The following is a 17,510-nucleotide window of genomic DNA, read 5'->3' on the forward strand; positions in this document are numbered from 1 at the left end:
TGTGTAAGTGAGCTCAAGGAACCTTAGTTTACCGAAGCGTCCTCTTCTCCATATTCGAATGCTCGAATCACCTGTTTTACGCCTGAAACATTACGGGCAACTTCTGTCGCGATATCAGCATGCTCTCGAGATACTAACCCCAGTAAAAATACCTCTGAATCTTCAGTGATGACTTTAACCTTAATGCCGTTGAGATCTGCGTTTGCAAGAAGGGCTGATTTCACTTTAGTGGTGATCCAGCTGTCGTTACTAATAGCACTGATGGTCAATGGTTCTTTTACTCGCACCTGATTATGGATGCTTTCTACGCCTGCCACGTCTTTGGCCTGGTTTTCAAACGCGCGACGTTCTGAGTCAGTGGTCGCTTGTCCCATCAATACAACCGAACCTCGGTAAGAGCTAGCAGTGATGCGAACGTTGCCACGGTATGGTTGTTTGTTGGTGATGGCTGCGACTTCAAATTCAATATTGTTGTCGTTCCAAATTTGTTTGGTGGTTCGTGTATCGGTGACTAAGTTCGCTGTGGTTGCTGCACCAGCAATGAAAATGCCAGCACAACCAGATAGGGAAAGTGTAAGTAGCGAAACACTAATCAGCTTAAACAGCGTCATAGAGGTGAATGATTTCATTGTGATGCTCCGTCTATCACTCTTCGTGAGCAGGGAAGAGTACTTGATCGATTAGGTCACATAGGCAGTGCAGTGTCACCATGTGAACTTCGTGAATGCGCGCTGTACGGTGTGAAGGGATACGAATTTCTACATCATGTTCGCCAAGCAAACCTGCCATTTCACCACCGTCTTTACCAGTGAAGGCGATGATAGTCATATCACGTGTTACCGCTGCTTCCATTGCTTTGATGATGTTCTTGCTGTTACCGCTAGTAGAGATAGCGAGCAGAATATCGCCAGTTTGACCAAACGCGCGTACTTGCTTAGAGAAGATCTCTTCATAGTGGTAGTCGTTTGCCACGGCAGTTAGTGTGGTGTTATCAGCCATAAGCGCCATTGCTGGTAGGCTAGGGCGCTCTGTTTCAAAGCGATTAAGTAGGCACGATACAAACTGCTGAGCATTAGACGCCGAACCACCATTACCACAACAAAGGATTTTGTTTCCGTTGAGCAGGGTCGCCACCATTGCTTGTGCGGCATGCGTGATTGCGTCAGGCAGTGCTTCTGCTGCTGCAATTTGGATTTGAATACTTTCTGTAAAACTTTCTTTAATGCTGTCTAGCATGTTTATCCTTGGGTAATGGCGTTTTTAATCCAGTCAATATCGTCATTCGGCCCTTCAATGGCAACAATATCAAACCTAAAATCTGTAGAGTGTACTGACAAACCTTGCTGCATAAGCCAAACATTGGCTGTCTTTAATAGCTTTTGTGACTTCTTTGCTGTCACCATTTCAGCGGCATGTCCGTAGCGTGTTTGCTTGCGGTATTTTACCTCAGCAAACACAACCGTATTGTTATGGCGCATTATAAGATCAATTTCGCCACACTTTGCTATGAAGTTTTGTTCAATTAACGATAAACCGTGGCGAACTAAATAATTCTTTGCCACGGTCTCGTATTTATCACCCACTTGTTTGTGGGTGATTGTTGGTTTGGAGAGAAACTGACGGCTAAAAAGCCCCATGCTCTGCCCAGCTGATTTCACGTTGTACGATGCAATTATTGTCGATAGTCAATACACCGGTTTCACCTGGAATGCTGTAACCTTGAACGGCTTTCATCTGTGGAAGCGCATCCATTAAGTAATAAGCATCCATTCCTAACGCTTGCAGACGTTTTTGGCCATTTGAATGTGCAGGCCATAGGTCGTTTAGCTCTTTGTTCAGCTCGTTCTTGTTCTCAACCAATAGTGGGATGTCGCTGTAGAACACTCCCGTTAGATCTTCGTACTGCTTATCACCGCTGTTGCTGCGTGAGTTTGAGAACAAGGCTGGTTGGTCAGCATCTGGGTTAATCGCGACTTCAATGAAAGGCTTGATCAACGTGAGCTCTGAGTTCTTAGCCACAATATAGACAGAGTCGATATCACGACGGCTACGTGGCTCCGTTTCTAGATCTAGGTTAAGGAGGCCATCCATTTGAGCGATACGCTGTTGGCTTTCTTGTAGTCCAAATACCTGATTCACATTGCGCTGAAGTTGGCGCTTGTCAGAGAACATGGTAATCGCAACTTCGTTACTGCTGTATTTTTTCCACTCTTCTTTAAAGGCTTGCTCTACTCGGTCACCTAAACGTCCTTTCGGCGCTAGGATAAGCGGGTACTTGTAGCCTTGAGCAAAAAGGTGTTTCGCTGCTTGAGCGACTTCTTGTTCTGGTGATAGAGCGAGGTAGCAGATATTAGTATCAGTTTCTAGTTGCGCTGGAATGTTCAGAGCTAACGCAGGAATCGAGTTCTCGTGATTTTTCTGAGCTTGTTGAAGCTTGGTGATGTTGCTCTTAATCAATGGACCAACAATGAAATCAACGTTGTTTTCTTCCAGTGTTGCTTTAATTTCAGCGGCACTTTGTACGTTGGTATCCATAACAGTCAGCGTTGCATCTTCTTCGCGCTCTTTATCATTCATCATTGCAAAGATAAAACCGTCACGAACGAGCTGTGCTTGCTTGCCGTACTTACCTGTTAAAGGTAGTAATAGCGCGGTGCTGGTCGGTTTGCTGATTTCTAACGCTAATATGTCGGTGATCGCTTGAGGCGTATAAAGCGCTGCTGGGTGACGAGAGTTCTCAGCTAACCAGTCAGACAGTGTCTTCTGTAGGTCTGGAAGATTTGAGTTGAGCGTCTTCATGTATATAGACAGCTGTAACCAGCCCGCTAAAACGTCTTCGGTAGGAGATGTTTTAAGCTCTAGAATCTCATATTGAGAATAGCTGTTCAGATTCTGCCAAATACGGTCAGCCGTTTGCTGCTGGATTTCTTCATCAGTATCTGCGTATTCTGAATAAAGCACTAACTCACGGCTCGCTTCGAAATACTCTTTCTTCATCTCAGAAATGTTAGCGCGTAGCTCGTGATAATCTTTCCATTGCTCGTTAGGCAGTTTCCACCACGGCTGGAAATTCAGTTGGCTATAGGCTTGATCTGGTTGTGAGTTATTTACTAATAACTGCGCGCGAGCCAGTTGCCATTCGGCTTGTTGCACTTCGCTAAGCTCTTGCTTTGCTAACCGTTTGATCAGCAAAGTCGCTTGATCGGTTTTGCCGGCCGGCACAGAGGCTTTCAGTGCCATGATTAGCCAATCGTTTTGCAGGCTTCCTTTACTGCTATCCGCTTGCATCATGTAACTTTCAGTTGATTGCGCTGGATCTAGTGTAATATCAACACGCGTTGGTGCTTGAGGGCCTGAAGAACAAGCCGCCAACGTAATTGCTAATGCAATTGGAGTGAGTAAGCGTGGTACACTGAGTCTCTTATGGTTCATCGTTGCCATGAGTTCTTTAAATTCCGTATCAATTTGTATCTATATTAATCGTTGAAGTGATGGTAAACAAATGACAGATAACAAAACCTTGCTCACAGAGAGCCCAACTCTCTATATTGTGCCAACCCCAATCGGAAATTTGGGAGATATCACTCAAAGAGCAATTGAAATTTTATCAAGTGTCGATGTTATTGCAGCCGAAGACACACGCCACACGGGTAAGCTGCTTGCTCACTTCAATATATCCACCAGAACGTTCGCTTTACATGATCATAATGAACAAACTAAAGCGCAAGTTCTAGTTGAAAGGTTATTAGAAGGTCAGTCTATCGCATTAGTCTCTGATGCGGGTACTCCTTTAATCAGTGACCCAGGTTACCATCTTGTATCACAATGTCGTCAAGCGGGTGTGAGAGTTGTGCCACTTCCTGGTGCTTGTGCTGTGATTACCGCACTTAGTGCGTCTGGTTTGCCGTCTGATCGTTTCAGCTTTGAAGGCTTCTTACCGCCAAAGAGCAAAGGTCGTAAAGACAAGTTCTTAGAGATCGCAAAAGCAGAACGCACGTGTATCTTCTACGAATCTCCGCACCGTATTACTGATTCTCTACAAGACATGCTAGAGATCTTAGGCCCTGACCGTGAAGTTGTGTTGGCGCGAGAGCTGACTAAGACATTCGAAACCATTCAAGGGTTGCCACTCGGTGAGCTTATTGAGTGGATTGAAGAAGATTCGAACCGTAAGCGCGGTGAGATGGTGCTGCTGATTCATGGTCATCGTGAAGAAGCGAGCACAGAGCTGCCAGACGAAGCAACTCGCACGCTGGGTATTCTAACCAAAGAGCTGCCCCTTAAAAAAGCAGCAGCGATGACAGCAGAAATCTACAACCTAAAAAAGAACGCTTTATACAAATGGGGCTTAGAGCATCTAGACAACTAGAGGTCGCTTTATAGAGTAGCTAACTTGTATTGAAAAGCTTGTGAGGAGTGAGGGTAATACCGTCGCTCCTTTTTTTGAGCCTGGATTGTGTGAAATTCGTGCACTTGCTTAATGGTTTGAAGCATATTTGTGATCTCGCTAGACACTGCACACTAATCTCTATACAATCCGCCCTCGGAGTTGAACGGGTAATCGCTGCTTTGCTGATGTCCTTCGGGAGACTGACGTTGAGGTCCTTCGGGAAACTGACGTTGAAGTCCTTCGGGAGACTGGTAGAGGGGAGGAACGTCCGGGCTCCATAGAGCAGGGTGCCAGATAACGTCTGGGGGGCGCGAGCCCACGACAAGTGCAGCAGAGAGAAGACCGCCGATGGCCTCATTTCTTCGGAAGAGGCACAGGTAAGGCTGAAAGGGTGCGGTAAGAGCGCACCGTGCGGCTGGCAACAGTTCGTAGCAAGGTAAACTCCACCCGGAGCAAGATCAAATAGGCCCTCGCATTGCGCTGCTCGCGTATGGGGGCGGGTAGATTGCTTGAGCCTGTGAGCGATTGCAGGCCTAGACGAATGGTTACCGCCGCGCAAGCGGAACAGAACCCGGCGTATGTGTCAACTCCACCTATATAAAGAACCCATCATTACTTAACAGTAGTGATGGGTTTTTTGCTTTATATTGACGTAAATTATTTAGATTTCCTTAGAATCCTTCACCCTGATATAAGCTTGGGTCAAAAATTCCCAAAGCCTATACACAATATGGTGGAGATACGGCGTGAAATCAGTACACTAAAACGTTAATAGAACAAATTATTGCCTAACTAACGGCTCAATCCACTCACTGAGAAGACTATGACAGAAGCATTCAAACATATTTCAGTATTGCTTAACGAATCTATTGACGGACTTGCGATCAAACCTGACGGTACCTACATCGATGGTACTTTTGGCCGTGGTGGTCACAGCCGTACAATCCTGTCTAAACTGGGCGAGAATGGACGCCTCTTTAGTATCGACCGCGATCCACAAGCGATTGCTGAAGCTCAGAAGATTGATGATCCCCGTTTTACAATTATCCATGGCCCATTCTCTGGTATGGCTGAATATGCAGAGCGTTATGACTTAGTCGGTCAAGTGGATGGCGTTTTACTGGATCTAGGTGTTTCTTCACCGCAGTTGGATGATGCTGAACGTGGTTTTAGCTTCATGAAAGATGGCCCGTTGGACATGCGTATGGACCCAACAACGGGTATTCCTGTTTCTCAGTGGTTAGTTGAAGCGGATCTTGATGATATCACTTGGGTTATTCGTGAGTTTGGTGAAGACAAACATGCTCGCCGTATTGCGAAAGGCATCATTGCTTATCAAGAAAACGAAGAGAACGAACCGTTAACGCGCACTGGCCAACTGGCTAAGCTTATCTCAGACGTAGCTCCAAAGAGCTTTAAAGAGAAAAAGCACCCAGCGACACGTGCATTCCAAGCGTTTCGTATCTATATCAACAGTGAACTTGAAGAGATCGATACCGCACTGAAAGGCGCAGCAAGCATTCTTGCTCCTCAAGGTCGTATCTCTGTTATCAGCTTCCACTCTCTTGAAGACCGCATGGTGAAGCGCTTTATTCGTAAAGAGAGCCAAGGACCACAAGTTCCTCACGGTTTACCGCTAACAGAAGACCAAATTAAAGCGTTAGGCAGTGCCGATCTAAAACCAATTGGTAAAGCGATCAAGCCTTCTAAAGATGAAGTGGATGAGAATACTCGTTCGCGCAGTTCAGTACTACGAATCGCAGAAAAGCTATAGTCAATGAAGACCTCCAAGCCAAACTTAGCCAAGATAATATTTTTTGATTTGATCTCCGTGGGTAAAGTCCCACTGGTGCTTCTTATCTGTATCTTCGCGAGTGCGATGGGGGTCGTTCTTACGACACATATGTCACGTCAGGCTATTACCCAAAAAGACACAGCATTAGTGGAACGAGAACAGCTTGATGATGAGTGGCGAAATTTAATGCTTGAAGAGACGGCTCTGGCTGAACATAGTCGCGTTCAAGCATCGGCAAAACGAGAGCTAGACATGAAACGTCCAGACTCTGACAAAGAAGTAGTGATCACACTGAAATGACCGGTAAAAAGGAAAAAGCACCCGCGAAAACCGTTAATAAATCAACGAAAGAGCGTGTGAAGAGCGAAAAGGATTCGGATCCAATTCTTATTAAGTGGCGTTTCAACGTCTTGATTGCTTTCGTGTTTCTTGCCTTTGCTGCACTCGTAGGCCGTGTCGCCTATATTCAAATTATTGAACCAGATAACTTAATTCGTCAGGGCGACCTTCGCTCGGTACGTGTTAAGGCAATTCCTTCCGCCCGCGGTATTATTTCAGATCGTAATGGCGAACCGCTTGCTGTGAGTGTTCCAGTTGAAGCGGTATGGGCCGATCCAAAAACGATTTTCGATAAAAATGGTATGGCCCAGATTGATCGTTGGTATGCGTTAGCCGACGTACTTGGCCTGAAACGCCAATCGATGATCGATAAAATCTCTAGCAACAAATCCCGTCGATTTGTTTACCTGCAAAGACAAGTTAGCCCTGCGATGGCTAAGTATATTCGTGAACTAAAGCTGGTGGGTGTTGGCCTTAAAGCGGAATCTCGACGTTACTACCCGGCAGGTGAAGTCAGCGCGCACCTTATCGGTGTGACCGGTATTGACGGGCATGGTTTGGAAGGCGTTGAACGTAGCTATGACAAATGGCTCACGGGCGAGGCGGGTAAACGGACTATTCGTAAAGATCGCTATGGACGTGTTGTTGAAAACATTGCTTTAGAAGAGCGTGAAGAAGGCAAACCACTCGAATTAACGATCGATCAACGATTACAAGCCATTGCCTATCGCGCTATCAAGCAAGCCGTGGCTGATCACAAGGCGACTTCAGGCTCTGCGGTACTACTCGATGTAAAAACGGGTGCTGTGTTAGCCATGGTTAATGCCCCTTCTTATAATCCGAACAACCGTGCTGATTTACAAAGCTTTAAGATGCGTAACCGCGTACTGACCGATGCCATGGAGCCGGGCTCTACCGTGAAACCTTTTGTGGTTTTGGCGGCGTTGGAGAACGGCACTGCAGACCCAGATATCATTATTGATACTGGCAATGGCATTATGCAGATCGGTGGTAGTCGCGTACGAGATTCTTCTAAAGTCGGTAAGGCTGACTTAGCGCTGATCCTCAAGAAGTCGAGTAATATCGGCGTTGCAAAACTGGCGCTTAACATGCCACTTGAAGCTTTGCTTGGTATGTACAGTTCAGTTGGCCTAGGCGAGATGTCTGGGCTCAATTTAGTTGGTGAGACGAGCGGTATTTTCCCGAATCGCCGTCGTTGGTCAAAGTTTGAAATAGCGACCTTAGCGTTCGGTTATGGCTTGTCTGTTACGCCTATGCAGTTGGCACATGCTTATGCAACGTTAGCCAACAAAGGCATGTATGAACCGATTCATATTATTAAGAGTAACGACCAAGATTTTTCTAAGCAAATCATCAAGCGCGAGAACGCGGAACTGGTTCTGAAAATGCTTGAAGGGGTCACTCAAAAAGGCGGCACAGCAACAAGAGCTGCTGTTCCGGGTTACCGAGTTGCAGCAAAAACGGGTACCTCTCGTAAGGCTGAAGCTGGCGGCTACAGTGATGAATACATCGCGGTGACCGCAGGCTTTGCTCCAGTCAGTGACCCAAGAGTCGCGTTGGTTGTTGTGGTTAATGAACCTCAAGGTGACCTTTACTATGGCGGTTCAGTCGCAGCCCCGGTTTTTTCTGAAATCATGAAGGGTGCACTGCAAATACTGAACGTCCCTGCTGATGAAAACAAGTTTCAAGAATAGAGCTAATCAGGATTCAATATGAGTAATAGCCTCACGCTGTCATCTTTACTTTCTCCTTGGGGAGACTTTCGTTCTCCTGAGTTGGAGTCGATTGCTGTTGAGCAATTGGAGTTGGATAGTCGTGCCATCAAGGACGGTGATATTTTTGTTGCCGTAGTTGGGCATGCTGTCGATGGTCGTCAGTTTATAGATAAAGCGGTCGCTCAAGGCGCGAAAGCCGTCATTGCACAAGCTGGCGATGACAAAGCTCACGGCTTGGTTGAGAAGCTAAACTCGGTTCCTGTGGTTTATGTTTCAGACTTAAACTTGATACTCTCTGAATTAGCTGGCCGTGTTTATTCTTCTCAAGCGACCACATTGGTCGGTGTCACTGGCACCAATGGCAAAACCACCATCACCCAGTTGATTGCTCAATGGCTTGATCTCGTCGGTCAACGTTCCGCGGTAATGGGTACAACAGGTAATGGTTTCTTAGATAATCTAAAAACCGCTGCTAACACCACGGGGAGTGCTATTGAAATACAGCGCACACTGAGTGAGTTAGCAGCAGATAAGGCGGTTTATACCGCAATGGAAATCTCTTCTCATGGTTTGGTGCAAGGTCGGGTAAAAGCGTTGGACTTTGAGGTTGGTGTATTTACTAACTTGAGTCGTGATCATCTTGATTATCATGGCACGATGGAAGAGTACGCATTGGCTAAGAAGAGCCTGTTTACTCAACATAAATGCAAGCACGCAGTCATTAATGTGGATGACGAAGTGGGTAAAGCTTGGGTGTCAGATTTATCCAATGCCATAGCCGTTTCACTGTCACCGCTAACGGGCTATCAACAATCGGTATGGGCATCTGATGTCGCTTATGCAGAAACTGGTATTCAGCTGTCTTTCGATGGTAGTTGGGGACAAGGGAAGCTTTCTGTTCCACTGATTGGTCAGTTCAACGCATCAAATGTACTGGTTGCTTTTGCGACTTTGCTTTCGTTGGGTATAGACAAACAAACCTTGGTCGACAGCGCGTCTCAGCTTCAGCCTGTTATTGGTCGTATGGAGCTTTTCCAAACTCCGAACAAAGCAAAAGTGGTTGTCGATTACGCTCATACGCCCGATGCGTTAGAGAAAGCATTGGCAGCACTGCGCGTGCATTGCTCTGGACAATTGTGGGCAATCTTCGGCTGTGGTGGTGATCGCGACACCGGTAAACGCCCAATGATGGCAGCAACCGCAGAGCAGTTCGCCGATAAAAGCATTATTTCAGATGACAACCCTCGCAGTGAAGACCCTGCGTTGATTGTTAAAGATATGCTGGCTGGCTTAAGTGAACCTGAAGCTGCATTTGTGGAACACGATCGCTATCAAGCCCTTAAGTTTGCTCTAGAGCAGGCTGGCAGCAATGACATTATTCTTCTGGCAGGTAAAGGTCATGAGGATTACCAAGTATTGAAAGACAAAACGGTACATTATTCAGACCGAGAGTCTGCGCTACAACTTTTAGGTATTTCATAATGATTGATGTATCACTCGAGCAGATTTGTTTTGCTGTTAATGGCGAGCTGATTGAGGCAGGAAACTCGAACAATACCGTAATCAATGCAGTTTCAACGGATACTCGTACCGTTGAAGAAGGCGCATTGTTTGTCGCTATCGTTGGAGAGCGCTTTGATGCGCATGACTTTTGCCATCAAGCCGTTGAGGCAAACGCGAGCGCGTTGTTAGTCGAACGAAAACTTGACCTAAATATTACTCAAGTTGTTGTTGAAGACACTAAACTTGCTTTAGGTCAGCTAAGTGCTTGGATCCATGAGCAATGTAATGTTCCAACCATGGCGATTACAGGCAGCTGTGGCAAAACGACCGTCAAAGAGATGGTGGCAAGTATTCTACAACAGCGTGGCAAGGTGCTGTTTACGGCAGGTAACTTCAATAATGATATTGGTGTGCCTTTGACTTTGTTACGCAGTGAACTAAGCGATGACTATGCGGTGATCGAATTAGGCGCTAATCATATTGGTGAAATCGCCTACACCACGCAGCTAGTCAAACCACAAGTTGCCTTGGTGAATAATGTGGCCGCGGCTCACTTAGAAGGCTTTGGTTCTATCGATGGCGTGAAACAAGCGAAAGGTGAAATCTTTCAGGGGCTTGCTGCCGGTGATACTGCTATTGTTAATTTAGAGAGCAACGGTGGGGGCTTTTGGAATGAAGTACTCGCGGATAAAACGGTACTGACTTTTTCTGAAAGTAACCATGAAGCCGATTATTTTGCTGAAAATATCGAAATCAACGACCAAGGCGAAGCTTGCTTTGATATGCAAACGCCATTAGGTGCTACGGCTGTTGAACTTGGTATTATTGGTCAGCAAAACGTGGCGAACGCGTTGGCGGCTGCAGCGTTGAGCATTCAATTTGGTGCAACGCTTGATGAAATAAAAAGTGGTTTAGCGAACCTTATCTCGGTCAAAGGACGAGTTGAGGTTCAACAATTAAGTCAGAATATCAAGCTGATAGATGACAGTTATAACGCTAGCGTGCCTGCAATGAAGGCGGCAGCTAAACTGCTGTCGAGCTTTAAAGGTCAACGTTGGTTGATTTTAGGCAATATGGCTGAATTAGGCGACGAAAGTCTTGCACTTCACCGTCAAGTCGGTGAATATGCTGCCCCATTCGCTTTTGAGCATGTACTCACTTACGGTGATGATACCAAGGTGATTAGTGAGGTCTGTAATGGCACCCACTTCGCAACGCATCAAGCGATGATCGCACACATAGAGCAGCACTTATGCTTGCCGAATAACGCGTCACACACCTTGTTGGTGAAAGGCGCAAACAGTGCAGGGATGAGTAAAATAGCCGCTGCTTTAAAGGAGAACTTTTCATGATAATTTGGCTTGCAGAGCTACTACAGCCATACTTTTCTTTTTTCCGTTTGTTCGAATACCTATCGTTTCGAGCAATCGCGAGTATTTTGACGGCTTTATGTCTGTCGCTGTGGATGGGACCTCGTTTAATTGAGCGTCTGCAAATGCTACAAATTGGCCAAGTTGTTCGTAATGACGGCCCTGAATCTCATTTCAGCAAACGTGGAACGCCAACCATGGGCGGTGTGATGATCCTGGCTGCGATCATTATTACGGTATTGATGTGGGCTGATCTCTCTAATCCTTATGTTTGGGCTGTATTAGTTGTACTTGCAGGTTATGGCGCGGTTGGCTTTGTTGATGACTACCGTAAAGTCGTTCGTAAGAACACTGATGGTTTGATTGCGCGTTGGAAGTATTTCTGGCAATCGGCTATTGCATTGGTTGTGGCGTTTGCTCTGTATGCTCACGGGCACGATACTGCAGCAACTCAATTGGTTGTTCCTTTCTTTAAAGATGTGATGCCACAACTTGGTTTACTGTATATCGTACTAACTTACTTTGTTATTGTGGGTACCAGTAACGCGGTGAACCTAACAGACGGCCTAGATGGTTTGGCCATTATGCCTACGGTTATGGTTGCGGCTGGTTTTGCTGTGATTGCTTGGGCGACAGGTAACGTTAACTTCGCGGCATATCTACACATTCCATACATTCCATACACCTCTGAGCTGGTTGTGGTTTGTACCGCTATCGTGGGTGCCGGACTTGGTTTCCTATGGTTCAACACCTACCCAGCACAAGTATTCATGGGTGATGTTGGTTCGCTAGCACTTGGCGGTGCATTGGGTGTGATTGCTGTGTTAGTTCGCCAAGAGTTGGTACTGGTTATTATGGGCGGTGTGTTTGTAATGGAGACTCTGTCAGTGATTCTGCAGGTGGGCTCTTACAAATTGCGTGGTCAGCGTATTTTCCGCATGGCACCGATTCACCACCACTATGAACTGAAAGGTTGGCCAGAACCGCGTGTAATCGTGCGTTTTTGGATCATCTCAATGGTATTAGTACTGGTTGGCCTAGCAACGCTGAAAGTTCGTTAATCCTATGTGAGCCTCTTAATGAGAGGCTCTTTAAAACTATTAAGAGCATCTTGTTTAAATGGAACGTTGGCAAAATATTCAAAATGTAGTGGTTGTGGGGCTCGGTATTACCGGGCTCTCTGTCGTTAAACATCTCGTAAAATATCAGCCTCACACTCATGTGAGAGTGATTGATACACGAGAACTACCACCAGGCCGAGAATCTTTGCCTGAATCGGTAGAACTGCATTCTGGAAGTTGGAATAGCCAATGGTTAGCGGAAGCTGATTTAGTGGTTGCTAACCCAGGTATCGCCTTAGCGACCCCTGAAATACAAGATGTTATTCAAGCGGGAACTTCGGTTGTTGGCGATATTGAACTGTTTGGTTGGGCGGTAGACAAACCCGTCGTGGCAATAACAGGTTCTAATGGCAAAAGTACGGTGACCGATCTAACGGGTGTGCTTGCTAAGGCTGCCGGTCTTAACGTAGGTGTTGGTGGCAACATCGGTATTCCTGCCTTAGACCTTCTTGAGCTTGATGCTGATTTGTATGTCCTTGAGCTTTCGAGCTTTCAGCTAGAGACAACATCCAGTCTAAATCTTGCAGCGGCGGCCTTTTTGAACCTGTCAGAAGATCATATGGATCGCTATCAAGGCATGGCCGACTACCGTGACGCTAAATTAAGAATTTTTAATAATGCTCAGTACGCGATTGTAAACCGCGAAGACAAAGAGACTTATCCTGACCATACGATGTCATTGGTGACATTTGGACTTGATGACCAAGAGTTTGGTGTATCAATGGTCGATGGCACCGAATGGCTAGTGGATAATGGTAAGTCAGTACTTGCTACTCAAGATTTAACATTGGTTGGACGTCATAACGTGGCGAATGCGTTAGTCTCGTTAGCATTATTGAAGCAAGTTGGTATTGATTACAGCAAAAGCCTTGAAGCTCTGAAAGCCTACAACGGTTTAACGCATCGCTGCCAAGTAGTGGCTGACAAACGCGAAATCAAATGGGTTAACGACTCGAAAGCGACCAACGTAGCCAGTACATTAGCGGCTTTGTCGGGATTAGAATACCAAGGTACTTTGTATCTCTTAGTCGGAGGTGTGGGCAAAGGTGCTGACTTTAGCGAGCTTAAACCCGTGTTGGCGCAACTAGACCGCGTACAACTGTGTTGCTTCGGTGAAGATGCTGCGCAATTTATGCCATTACATCCATCGGCTAAGACGTTTGATACCATGCGTGACATCATCGAGAGTATCTCTGCACAATTGGTGTCGGGTGACATGGTGATGTTGTCTCCTGCATGTGCAAGCTTCGATCAATTTAATAACTTCATGGCGAGAGGTGATGCGTTCACTGAACTTGCTCATGAGTATGCCTAACGTGTTGAAGGACTAACATTCAGTGCAAAGAGTGAAAGAGATTAATCAATCTATTTGGCAATGGCTTAACCGTGCCACACCAGAGGCGCTCTACGATCGTCAGTTGGTATGGATTGCTCTTGGACTGATGCTGACGGGCTTGGTAATGGTAACGTCGGCTTCGTTCCCAATCAGTGCTCGTTTAACCGATCAGCCGTTTCACTTTATGTTCCGTCACGCCATTTTCTTGGTGTTAGCGTTAATCGTATCCAGCGTCATATTGCAAATTCCAATGAAGCGTTGGTTTCAATACAGCATGTATCTACTGGGTTTATCCTTCTTTTTACTGGTCGTGGTATTGGCTGTCGGTAAGTCGGTGAACGGTGCATCGCGCTGGATTCCGCTTGGGTTGTTTAACTTACAACCGGCCGAAGTCGCTAAACTATCGCTGTTTATCTTTATGGCGGGTTATTTAGTTCGTAAACAAGACGAAGTGAGGAAAACCTTCTTCGGTGGTTTTGGTAAGCCAATTATGGTGTTTGGTGCCTTTGCAGTATTACTCCTTGGCCAACCCGATTTAGGTACCGTTGTTGTAATGCTGGTTACCTTATTTGGCATGCTATTTATCGCGGGCGCCAAGCTTTCACAGTTTATTGCCTTAATGGTGGCGGGTATTGCTGCGGTCGTCGGCTTGATTGTTATTGAACCCTACCGTGTTCGACGTGTGACCTCATTCTGGGAACCTTGGAATGACCCGTTTGGCAGTGGCTACCAGTTAACTCAGTCATTGATGGCATTTGGCCGTGGTGATTGGATGGGACAAGGTCTTGGTAACTCGGTTCAGAAGTTAGAATATTTACCAGAAGCACATACCGATTTTGTGTTTGCTGTATTGGCTGAAGAGTTGGGCTTTGTTGGCGTGACTCTAGTGCTTATCCTTATTTTTAGTCTGGTGCTTAAAGCTATTCTAATTGGTAAGAAAGCCTTCGAAAACGACCAGTTATTCAGTGGCTACCTTGCCTTTGGTATTGGTATTTGGTTTGCTTTTCAAACGCTTGTTAACGTGGGCGCGGCGTCAGGAATCGTTCCAACCAAAGGTCTGACATTGCCATTGATCAGTTACGGCGGGTCAAGTTTGATTGTGATGTCGGTGGCGGTTTCGATGCTGCTACGTATCGATCACGAGTGCCGAATACAACAAAAAAAACAAGCCGACAATCAAAACGAATTAGTAGAATAAGAATCTAACGCGATGAAAAAAAACAAAAAACTTTTAGTGATGGCTGGTGGTACTGGCGGTCACGTTTTCCCTGGCTTAGCCGTGGCTAAAAAGCTTCAGCAACAAGGTTGGGAAATTCGCTGGTTAGGAACTGCGGACCGAATGGAAGCGGATCTGGTGCCAAAGCATGGTATTGAGATCGACTTCATTAAGGTGAAAGGCCTGCGTGGTCAAGGCATTAGCAAGCTAATTAAAGCGCCTTTCCAGATTATTAATGCCATACTTCAAGCAAGACAGCACATCAAAGCATGGCAACCAGATGTTGTACTTGGAATGGGTGGTTACGTGAGTGGTCCCGGTGGCATCGCGGCATGGTTATCCGGTATTCCTGTGGTTCTACATGAACAAAATGCAGTGGCAGGTTTAACCAACCAATGGCTCTCTAAAATTGCTAAAAAAGTCTTCCAAGCTTTCCCAGGCGCGTTTCCTACTGCACAGGTGGTGGGTAACCCAGTACGTGAAGATGTTGTTGCCTTAGCTGAACCCGAGCAACGCATGGCAGAGCGTGACGGCGATATTCGTATCCTTGTGATGGGTGGCAGTCAGGGCGCTAAGATCCTGAACGATACCTTGCCCGTTACCATGGCTCAACTTGGTGAAGGTTTTACTGTGGTGCATCAAGCCGGTAAGAACAATCAACAGCAAGTGATTGAACAATACAAATCACATTCTGTAGATAATGTTCAAGTGACTGAATTTATTGATGATGTGGCGCAAGCTTATGAGTGGGCAGATCTATTAGTGTGTCGCTCAGGTGCATTAACCGTATCTGAAGTTTCTGCTGCTGGTGTAGGTTCTATTTTCGTTCCGTTTATGCACAAAGACAGACAGCAAGCGCTGAATGCCGATCACCTCGTTGAATGTGGCGCGGCGTTAATGATTGAACAGCCTCAACTGACGGCTGATAAGCTAGCGAATACTATCGCTCAGCTTGATAGAAATGAATTAAAAATGATGGCAACAAAAGCTCGTCAAGCAGCCAAGCTTGATGCGGATGTGACCGTCGCTGAAGCGATTAAAGCTTTAGCAAAATAATGAGATTGAATTGATGACGATTGAACATACCCAAGACTTAGCGCAAATCCGTGCAATGGTGCCAGAGATGCGCCGTGTTAAATCTATCCACTTCATTGGTATTGGTGGCGCAGGAATGAGCGGGATTGCTGAAGTCTTGCTTAATGAAGGCTACCAGATTACAGGTTCTGACATTGCTCAAAATCCAGTGACCGCTCGTTTAGTTAGCAAGGGTGCGACCGTTTATATCGGTCACCAAGCAAGTAACGTTGCCGACGCAAGTGTGGTAGTGGTTTCAACCGCTATCAACGAAGAAAACCCAGAAATTATTGCCGCTCGTGAAGCGCGCACACCTATCGTTCGTCGTGCTGAAATGCTGGCTGAGCTGATGCGTTTTCGTCATGGCATTGCTGTGGCAGGTACGCACGGTAAAACCACGACAACTGCGCTAGTGACACAGATTTACTCGGAAGCGGGTTTAGATCCAACCTTCGTAAATGGTGGTTTGGTGAAGAGTGTGGGCACGAATGCTCGTCTAGGCTCGAGTCGTATTCTTATCGCTGAAGCCGATGAAAGTGATGCGTCATTCTTACATCTGCAACCAATGGTTAGTATCGTTACTAACATTGAAGCGGATCATATGGATACCTACGGCGGCGATTTTGAAACGCTAAAGCAGACGTTCATTGATTTCTTACACAACCTGCCATTCTACGGTCAGGCGGTGATGTGTGTTGATGATCCGGTAGTGCGTGAGCTTATTCCTCAGGTTAGTCGTCAAGTGATTACCTACGGCTTCTCAGAAGATGCGGATATCCGTATTGAAAACTACGTACAAGAAGGCCAACAAGGCAAGTTCACTGTGGTACGTGAAGGCAAAGCGAACCTAGGTATTACGTTGAACATTCCAGGTCGCCATAACGCACTGAACGCTTCAGCGGCGATTGCGGTTGCGACTGAAGACGACATCAGCGACGAAGCGATTCTAAAAGCAATGGCGGGAACGGAAGGCACTGGCCGTCGTTTCGATCACCTTGGTGAGTACGAAACGGGTAAAGGTATTGCAATGTTGGTTGATGATTACGGTCATCACCCAACCGAAGTCGATGTAACGATTCAAGCTGCCCGTAGTGGCTGGACAGACAAACGTCTTGTGATGATTTTCCAACCACACCGCTACAGCCGAACTCGTGATCTGTATGATGACTTTGCTAACGTTCTTGAGCAGGTTGATGTTCTAATCTTATTAGATGTGTACTCAGCAGGTGAGAAACCGATTGCAGGGGCTGACGGACGCTCGTTAAGCCGAACTATTCGTGGGCGTGGTAAGATTGATCCGATCTTCGTTGCTGATATCAACACGCTACCATCGGTTCTAGCCAACGTCATTCAAGGCGGTGACCTTGTTTTAACGCAGGGTGCAGGTGATGTTGGTCGTGTTGCTAAGCAACTCGAATCGTTACAGTTAGACATTAATAATATGCAGAACGCGTAGCAGAATACTGTCTACAGACTGTGGTCAATCACTCACTTCTTGCGATTGACCTAAAATTGACCAAAAATCTTATTATCAACGTTTGATAGTTTGATTTTGCTCAGTATAATTCATAGGTTAAAGTAAGTGCTTTTACCTCTATTACGAAGATAGGGAATAGAATTGCGAACCAAC

The 17,510-nt window shown here is 46.1% G+C and carries 15 protein-coding genes and 1 other RNA gene; 12 read left to right on the top strand and 4 right to left on the bottom strand.

Features of this window, described 5'->3' with window-relative positions; genetic code table 11:
• Positions 1-23 precede the first annotated feature (23 nt).
• The 4 genes from AC3CKG_RS02085 to AC3CKG_RS02100 are packed head-to-tail and all read right to left on the bottom strand — an operon-like array spanning position 24 to position 3,441.
• Positions 24-629: a BON domain-containing protein gene (locus AC3CKG_RS02085; protein WP_281052619.1), complete on the bottom strand. Its 606-nt coding sequence runs from the start codon at positions 627-629 to the stop codon at positions 24-26.
• Positions 630-645: 16 nt separating this feature from the next.
• Complete coding sequence (locus AC3CKG_RS02090) at positions 646-1,236, bottom strand: phosphoheptose isomerase (protein ID WP_010434705.1); 591 nt, start codon at positions 1,234-1,236, stop codon at positions 646-648.
• 2 nt (positions 1,237-1,238) lie between these two features.
• Positions 1,239-1,637: a YraN family protein gene (locus AC3CKG_RS02095; RefSeq protein ID WP_029223330.1), complete on the bottom strand. Its 399-nt coding sequence runs from the start codon at positions 1,635-1,637 to the stop codon at positions 1,239-1,241.
• Positions 1,624-3,441, bottom strand: coding sequence for a penicillin-binding protein activator (locus AC3CKG_RS02100; protein WP_488528747.1), 1,818 nt, complete (start codon positions 3,439-3,441; stop codon positions 1,624-1,626). Before AC3CKG_RS02100 ends, AC3CKG_RS02095 begins: the two co-directional genes overlap by 14 nt.
• Before the next feature lie 61 nt (positions 3,442-3,502).
• On the opposite strand from AC3CKG_RS02100, the gene rsmI reads away from it, so the two are divergent.
• From rsmI to murC, 12 genes are all read left to right on the top strand, one after another.
• The gene (gene rsmI, locus AC3CKG_RS02105; RefSeq protein WP_017106823.1) at positions 3,503-4,369 is read left to right on the top strand and encodes a 16S rRNA (cytidine(1402)-2'-O)-methyltransferase; all 867 of its coding nucleotides are present in this window, start codon (positions 3,503-3,505) and stop codon (positions 4,367-4,369) included.
• Between the two features lie 176 nt (positions 4,370-4,545).
• Positions 4,546-4,985: RNase P RNA component class A (gene rnpB, locus AC3CKG_RS02110), an RNA gene on the top strand.
• A 228-nt stretch (positions 4,986-5,213) separates the two neighbouring features.
• A complete protein-coding gene (rsmH, locus tag AC3CKG_RS02115; protein WP_017084764.1) occupies positions 5,214-6,164 on the top strand; it encodes a 16S rRNA (cytosine(1402)-N(4))-methyltransferase RsmH in 951 nt (316 codons plus the stop codon).
• A gap of 3 nt (positions 6,165-6,167) precedes the next feature.
• A complete protein-coding gene (gene ftsL / locus AC3CKG_RS02120; protein WP_017056040.1) occupies positions 6,168-6,485 on the top strand; it encodes a cell division protein FtsL in 318 nt (105 codons plus the stop codon).
• Positions 6,482-8,239 (top strand): peptidoglycan glycosyltransferase FtsI, encoded by a 1,758-nt coding sequence (locus AC3CKG_RS02125; protein WP_017109284.1) that lies wholly within the window; start codon positions 6,482-6,484, stop codon positions 8,237-8,239. Before ftsL ends, AC3CKG_RS02125 begins: the two co-directional genes overlap by 4 nt.
• 18 nt (positions 8,240-8,257) lie before the next feature.
• Positions 8,258-9,742: a UDP-N-acetylmuramoyl-L-alanyl-D-glutamate--2,6-diaminopimelate ligase gene (murE, locus tag AC3CKG_RS02130; protein WP_488528748.1), complete on the top strand. Its 1,485-nt coding sequence runs from the start codon at positions 8,258-8,260 to the stop codon at positions 9,740-9,742.
• On the top strand, positions 9,742-11,115 hold the full coding sequence (locus tag AC3CKG_RS02135) for a UDP-N-acetylmuramoyl-tripeptide--D-alanyl-D-alanine ligase (RefSeq protein WP_488528749.1): 1,374 nt from the start codon (positions 9,742-9,744) through the stop codon (positions 11,113-11,115). Before murE ends, AC3CKG_RS02135 begins: the two co-directional genes overlap by 1 nt.
• Complete coding sequence (gene mraY / locus AC3CKG_RS02140) at positions 11,112-12,194, top strand: phospho-N-acetylmuramoyl-pentapeptide-transferase (protein ID WP_017109281.1); 1,083 nt, start codon at positions 11,112-11,114, stop codon at positions 12,192-12,194. Before AC3CKG_RS02135 ends, mraY begins: the two co-directional genes overlap by 4 nt.
• Before the next feature lie 58 nt (positions 12,195-12,252).
• Complete coding sequence (murD, locus tag AC3CKG_RS02145; RefSeq protein ID WP_488528750.1) at positions 12,253-13,569, top strand: UDP-N-acetylmuramoyl-L-alanine--D-glutamate ligase; 1,317 nt, start codon at positions 12,253-12,255, stop codon at positions 13,567-13,569.
• Between the two features lie 22 nt (positions 13,570-13,591).
• On the top strand, positions 13,592-14,788 hold the full coding sequence (gene ftsW / locus AC3CKG_RS02150; RefSeq protein WP_488528751.1) for a cell division protein FtsW: 1,197 nt from the start codon (positions 13,592-13,594) through the stop codon (positions 14,786-14,788).
• Positions 14,789-14,800: 12 nt separating this feature from the next.
• Entirely contained in the window at positions 14,801-15,862 is a 1,062-nt protein-coding gene (gene murG / locus AC3CKG_RS02155; RefSeq protein ID WP_102281953.1) for an undecaprenyldiphospho-muramoylpentapeptide beta-N-acetylglucosaminyltransferase, read from the top strand.
• A 13-nt stretch (positions 15,863-15,875) separates the two neighbouring features.
• Positions 15,876-17,336: a UDP-N-acetylmuramate--L-alanine ligase gene (gene murC / locus AC3CKG_RS02160; RefSeq protein WP_488528752.1), complete on the top strand. Its 1,461-nt coding sequence runs from the start codon at positions 15,876-15,878 to the stop codon at positions 17,334-17,336.
• The last annotated feature ends 174 nt before the right edge of the window (positions 17,337-17,510 follow it).

The organism is Vibrio sp. QJM3NY_15 (assembly GCF_057785995.1).

Coding starts and splice junctions, on each gene's coding strand:
- AC3CKG_RS02090 (WP_010434705.1), bottom strand. CDS start 1,236: ATGCTAGACAGCATTAAAGAAAGTTTTACAGAAAGTATTCAAATCCAA.
- AC3CKG_RS02095 (WP_029223330.1), bottom strand. CDS start 1,637: ATGGGGCTTTTTAGCCGTCAGTTTCTCTCCAAACCAACAATCACCCAC.
- rsmH (WP_017084764.1), top strand. CDS start 5,214: ATGACAGAAGCATTCAAACATATTTCAGTATTGCTTAACGAATCTATT.
- rsmI (WP_017106823.1), top strand. CDS start 3,503: ATGACAGATAACAAAACCTTGCTCACAGAGAGCCCAACTCTCTATATT.
- AC3CKG_RS02135 (WP_488528749.1), top strand. CDS start 9,742: ATGATTGATGTATCACTCGAGCAGATTTGTTTTGCTGTTAATGGCGAG.
- murD (WP_488528750.1), top strand. CDS start 12,253: ATGGAACGTTGGCAAAATATTCAAAATGTAGTGGTTGTGGGGCTCGGT.
- murE (WP_488528748.1), top strand. CDS start 8,258: ATGAGTAATAGCCTCACGCTGTCATCTTTACTTTCTCCTTGGGGAGAC.
- murC (WP_488528752.1), top strand. CDS start 15,876: ATGACGATTGAACATACCCAAGACTTAGCGCAAATCCGTGCAATGGTG.
- ftsL (WP_017056040.1), top strand. CDS start 6,168: ATGAAGACCTCCAAGCCAAACTTAGCCAAGATAATATTTTTTGATTTG.
- AC3CKG_RS02085 (WP_281052619.1), bottom strand. CDS start 629: ATGAAATCATTCACCTCTATGACGCTGTTTAAGCTGATTAGTGTTTCG.
- mraY (WP_017109281.1), top strand. CDS start 11,112: ATGATAATTTGGCTTGCAGAGCTACTACAGCCATACTTTTCTTTTTTC.
- AC3CKG_RS02125 (WP_017109284.1), top strand. CDS start 6,482: ATGACCGGTAAAAAGGAAAAAGCACCCGCGAAAACCGTTAATAAATCA.
- murG (WP_102281953.1), top strand. CDS start 14,801: ATGAAAAAAAACAAAAAACTTTTAGTGATGGCTGGTGGTACTGGCGGT.
- AC3CKG_RS02100 (WP_488528747.1), bottom strand. CDS start 3,441: ATGGCAACGATGAACCATAAGAGACTCAGTGTACCACGCTTACTCACT.